The organism is Bartonella queenslandensis AUST/NH15 (genome assembly GCF_000312585.1).
In the GTDB taxonomy this organism is placed as follows: Bacteria; Pseudomonadota; Alphaproteobacteria; order Rhizobiales; family Rhizobiaceae; genus Bartonella; species Bartonella queenslandensis_A.
Window position 1 is genome coordinate 13929 of sequence record NZ_HE997987.1, and the last position, 4735, is coordinate 18663.

Genomic DNA, 4735 nt, shown 5'->3' on the forward strand with positions numbered 1-4735 from the left:
AACCTCATCGTATATCCTGAAGATAATTTTTTTAAAGAGCTTATCTTTTTAAAGATTTCAATTGTTATAGGGCATTTGATGTATCTAATAGAGTTAAGGTTTTTAAAAGTAGTGGTATGAGAAGAGGCAATAATGTCTGATAAAATCAATCATAATGTTTCTAAAATTATTGGAATATTCTATATTCCTTGAGACTTTATTCATGATTTATTCTCATGAATATTTAGTCATTTAATATAAAAAATATTTTTTATACTTTGAGAATGATATACTAATTAAAACATAATTTTATATTTTTACCTTGACTCTTTTTGTAATTTTTACTTTGTTATTATTCTATATTATGAAAATTATACGATATAGAATACTTAAAAAAAAGGAGGGAAGAAAAGAGAGCGGGGGTGTTGCTGTGTATGTAAAATAGTGTGTATGTCATGCAAGATGAGATGCTCAATCCGAAGTTTGTTCAACGTGGGCTCATTTTAGTGTTCATCACTTTATGGTTAGATATTCTTGGTATTGCAATCATTTGTCCTGTTTTGCCAGAATATTTTTCTCAATTAACTGGAAAAGATGTCAGTACATCTTTTGTAGAAAGGGGAAAATTATTGGCAGCTTATTCAGTGATGCAGTTTTTGTTTGCTCCTATTATTGGCAATCTTTCTGATCGTTATGGTCGTCGTCCTATTTTGCTTGTTTCTATTATCTGCTTGGCTCTTGATAATCTCATATGGGCTATAGCATGGAGCTATTCTATGTTATTTATCGGGCGTCTTTTGTCAGGGATAAGTGGTACTAGCTTTGCAACTTGTACAGCTTATCTTGCAGATATATCGGATGACAAAAACCGTACACGCAATTTTGGTCTATTAGGGGTTGCATCCGCATTAGGGTTTATTTTAGGGTCGTTTATTGGTGGTTTTTTAGGTCAGTTTGGTCCGCGTATTCCATTTTATTTTGCTGCTGGTTTTTCGCTCATTAATTTTATTTTTGCTTGGGTTATGCTTCCAGAAACTCTTTCTCTATGGAATAGGCGACTTTTTGATATTAAGCGGGCAAATCTCTTAGGTGCTTTTTGGCAACTGAAGCAATATCCGATGGTTCTTTGGGTGTTATTGGTTTTTTTTCTTTATTGGTTTGCAGAATCTGTATGGTTAAGCATTTGGGCATTCATTGCAAAAGAACGCTATGATTGGAGTTCGTTTTCCATTGGGCTATCCTATAGTGTTTTTGGGATAGGTCAATTTGTTGTTGTCACTCTTATTTTGCCTTATTTTTCTAAGCGATGGAGTGATTGGCATATCGTTATTGTGGGGCTTTTGTTTGCATACGCTGCTATGCTGGGCTATACATTCGCAACAAAGGGATGGATGGTTTATATGGTTTTTGCGTGTACAATGCTTGAATATCTTGTTCATGCCCCTATTCGTGCTATTGCTTCAGCGCAGGTGCCAATAAATGTACAAGGAGAACTACAAGGAGCGATGACATCTGTTATTTCATTGAGTTTAATATTTGGTTCTGTTTTTTATGTGTTTCTCTTTGAATGTTTTACAGATAAAAATGCACTGTTTTATTTTTCTGGTGCTCCTTTTATCGGAGGTTTTTTGCTTCTTGTCGTTGCTACGGCTATTTTTACCTTGCGGGTACGTTAATTTGTTGAAGAGGGCAGGTTAAGAATATTTTGCTAGAGAATGCATCAAAAATGACATTTGATAGGCAGAATTTTTTTGTGATGTGTTTAGAGTATCATATAAAATACCGATATATTCTTTTCATTTATTGCGAATATTTTTTTGTTTTGTGATAGTGTTATGCATCATAAAGCTCGTGTTTTTTTGCTTATCAATATCCCGTGCTCATGGAACAGTATGTTGAAAAAACGCTTCAGTGTTAGATGTAGCAGTATTGTACGAACGATTTAAGATTTTTTATACTCAAATTAGAAGTAAAATAGTGTCTCTATTTATTTGCATCATTTCTGAAATCGAGAGAAAATCTTACTTGGGAAGAATGTAAATATAAAGTTGTACAGTTGGAAAACCGTTTCCAGCTATCGTTTTTTCGTTCGGCCTTATCGTTTTCAAAATTATTATTAACACTAATATTTTTTTTAAAAGAGTACAGATTTGTTGCCTTGTTTCACACTTTTGTTTGTTTCACCCTTTAATAGGAATGATATTTCTGATGCATAGTAGAATGCTCAGAACTATCGTGTGAATATAGCACTTGTTTTGAAGGAATAGTTTTCAATGGGGAGGCATCAATTTTGTGATAGTGCCGATGAAGAATAGAAGGGAACGGTTTCTATAAATGGTATAAGATTCACAATACACACTTCTCTTTATTTATAAAAGATGCAGTACCATCATTCACTTTGCTAGTTTCCAACGTTACTTACGATAGCTCTTAGTTACGCACTCAAAATATTGACACACTCATCTTTCTTGGGGGGCAGCCAGTAATTTTGATTGGTATGGTATAATCCTAAAAGGAGGGGCATGAGAACAAACAGGAGGGAAGTAAGAAATTTTATGTTATTCAGCACTCCCATTTACATTGTGAAATGACGAATAATGATACTCATTCCATAATTTATCGGGAACAATATCATTATGGGGAGGAAAACGATATAATTCAAAGAAGAGAAGCTAAAAAGTGCGGCATTTTGTCTTAAGATATTTTTTTATGATTCATAATGAGATCACAGAAATGCTGAAAGAGGTAGTGACTATCTTGTGGTCCAGGAGAAGCTTCGGGGTGATATTGAACAGAAAAAACTGGTTTTCCAATGATTCGAATACCACAGTTAGAACTATCAAAGAGAGAGATATGTGTTTCTTGAACATGTTTTGGTAAAGAGGTTGCATCTACAGCAAAACCGTGATTCATTGATACAATCTCAACTTTTCCACTGTTAAGGTCTTTAACGGGGTGGTTTGCACCATGATGTCCTTGGTGCATTTTTACGGTTTTTGCGCCAAGTGTCAGAGCAAGAAGTTGATGACCAAGACATATTCCAAAAATTGGTAAATTATGATTAATCAATGTGTTGATTGTTGGAATGGCATATTGAGCGGTAGCGGCCGGATCTCCTGGTCCATTAGAAAGAAAAACACCATCAGGGTTCATGGCCAAAATTTCTTTTGCTGTTGTGTGGGCTGGCACAACAGTAATGCGTGCTTTTTGTGTTGCCATAAGACGAAGAATATTGCGTTTAATACCATAGTCAATGGCAACGATATGAAGATTGTGCACATTGTTTGTGCTGTATCCTTTATTCCAACACCATGGTTCTTCATCCCATTGTATTGATGATTGAGATGTCACTTCTTTCGTAAGGTCAAGGTTGACGAGACCGTGCCATTTTTGTGCGCGTTTTTTTAAAGAGGGAATATCAAAATTTCCATCAGAATTATGGGCAATGACAGCATTTTGCGCACCTTTTTCACGAATAAGAATTGTGAGTGCACGTGTATCAATACCACAAAGTGCAATAATTTTACGGGCTTTAAGCCATTGATGAAGGTTTTCATTGGCTCGATAATTTGAAGGGTGTGTAATATCTGCCTTAAAAATAGCGCCAACAGCACCGTAACAGTTGAGAGGAGTGAGAGATTCAATATCTTCACTATTTGCTCCTACATTTCCTATATGAGGAAATGTAAAATTAACGATTTGTTGTGTGTATGATGGGTCTGTGAGGATTTCTTCATAGCCTGTGATGGCGGTATTAAAACACACTTCAGCTTCAGCAATACCTGTCGCACCGGCTCCTTTGCCTTCAATAACGGTTCCATCAGCTAAGATTAAGAGGGCTGTAGGTTTGTTGACACTCCAAGGTCGGCTCGATGAAATTGTTTGTATCATAGTGTGTATCCACAATTTATTTTCTGAAAGGTATAATGATTAACTTTACACAAAAATCATACCTCTAACAGATGCTGTATCTATTATTCTCGTGATGTTTTTCCTAAAGCAGAAAGTATAAGGACATTCCATGAAGAGGTAAAGTCTTGTTTTTATCTTTTCTAAGATCGAGATTTCAATTATTTTTTATCTTCCATTGCAAGATGGATAAAGATTGGTTAAAAGGCATTTTCTGCTTGAATAAAATTGGATGAATTTATGTTGCGTGACCAGATTGATGGGGCTCTTAAGGCTGCTTTGAAAGCGCAAGATAGTGCACGTCTTGCTACACTTCGTTTAATGAATGCTGCGGTTAGGGATCGTGATGTTCTTTATTATGATGAAGGGAAACGAGAAGTAGATGATCAACAGATTCAGTCTGTTTTCACTAAAATGCTTCAACAGCGTGAAGCGTTAATGCGTGCCTATAAAGAGTCTGGTTGCTTGGAATTAGCAGAGAAAGAACAAGCAGAAATAGAAGTTATTCGTGAATTTCTTCCCTATCAGCTTAAGGAGATGGAGGTAGAACAGGTTATTTGTGAAGCTTTGGCACAAACGAAAGCTGAAAAATTACGTGATATCGGTAAGGTGATGGCGTGGCTTAAGGAACGGTATGCGGGGCAAATGAATTTTTCTAAAGTGTGCAATAGTCTTCGTAAAAAATTGCAATAGATTTTATCAATTCAAAGGGATTGAAAAATGTTTTTTATTGTGCGGGAACCTTGTCCATCAATAGGATATTGGTCAGTGGTATGTATCTTATACATAAAGCTCTTAAAAAATAATTCTTTGAAATGAACAAAGCTGTTTTTTGAGTTTCATAGGG

Annotated in this window: 3 protein-coding genes; 2 read left to right on the top strand and 1 reads right to left on the bottom strand. The window is 35.5% G+C overall.

The annotated features are described in order from the left end of the window. The first annotated feature begins 434 nt into the window (after nt 1–434). Nucleotides 435–1655: a tetracycline resistance MFS efflux pump gene (locus BN338_RS02910; protein ID WP_039758995.1), complete on the top strand. Its 1221-nt coding sequence runs from the start codon at nt 435–437 to the stop codon at nt 1653–1655. A gap of 1018 nt (nt 1656–2673) precedes the next feature. Here BN338_RS02910 and carA read toward each other — a convergent pair. Continuing rightward, nucleotides 2674–3870 carry a glutamine-hydrolyzing carbamoyl-phosphate synthase small subunit gene (carA, locus tag BN338_RS02915; protein ID WP_039758889.1) on the bottom strand — a complete coding sequence of 399 codons (1197 nt, stop codon included), beginning with the start codon at nt 3868–3870 and terminating at the stop codon, nt 2674–2676. 258 nt (nt 3871–4128) lie between these two features. Here carA and BN338_RS02920 point away from each other — a divergent pair, with 258 nt between their 5' ends. Next, nucleotides 4129–4581, top strand: coding sequence for a GatB/YqeY domain-containing protein (locus tag BN338_RS02920; protein ID WP_039758891.1), 453 nt, complete (start codon nt 4129–4131; stop codon nt 4579–4581). The last annotated feature ends 154 nt before the right edge of the window (nt 4582–4735 follow it).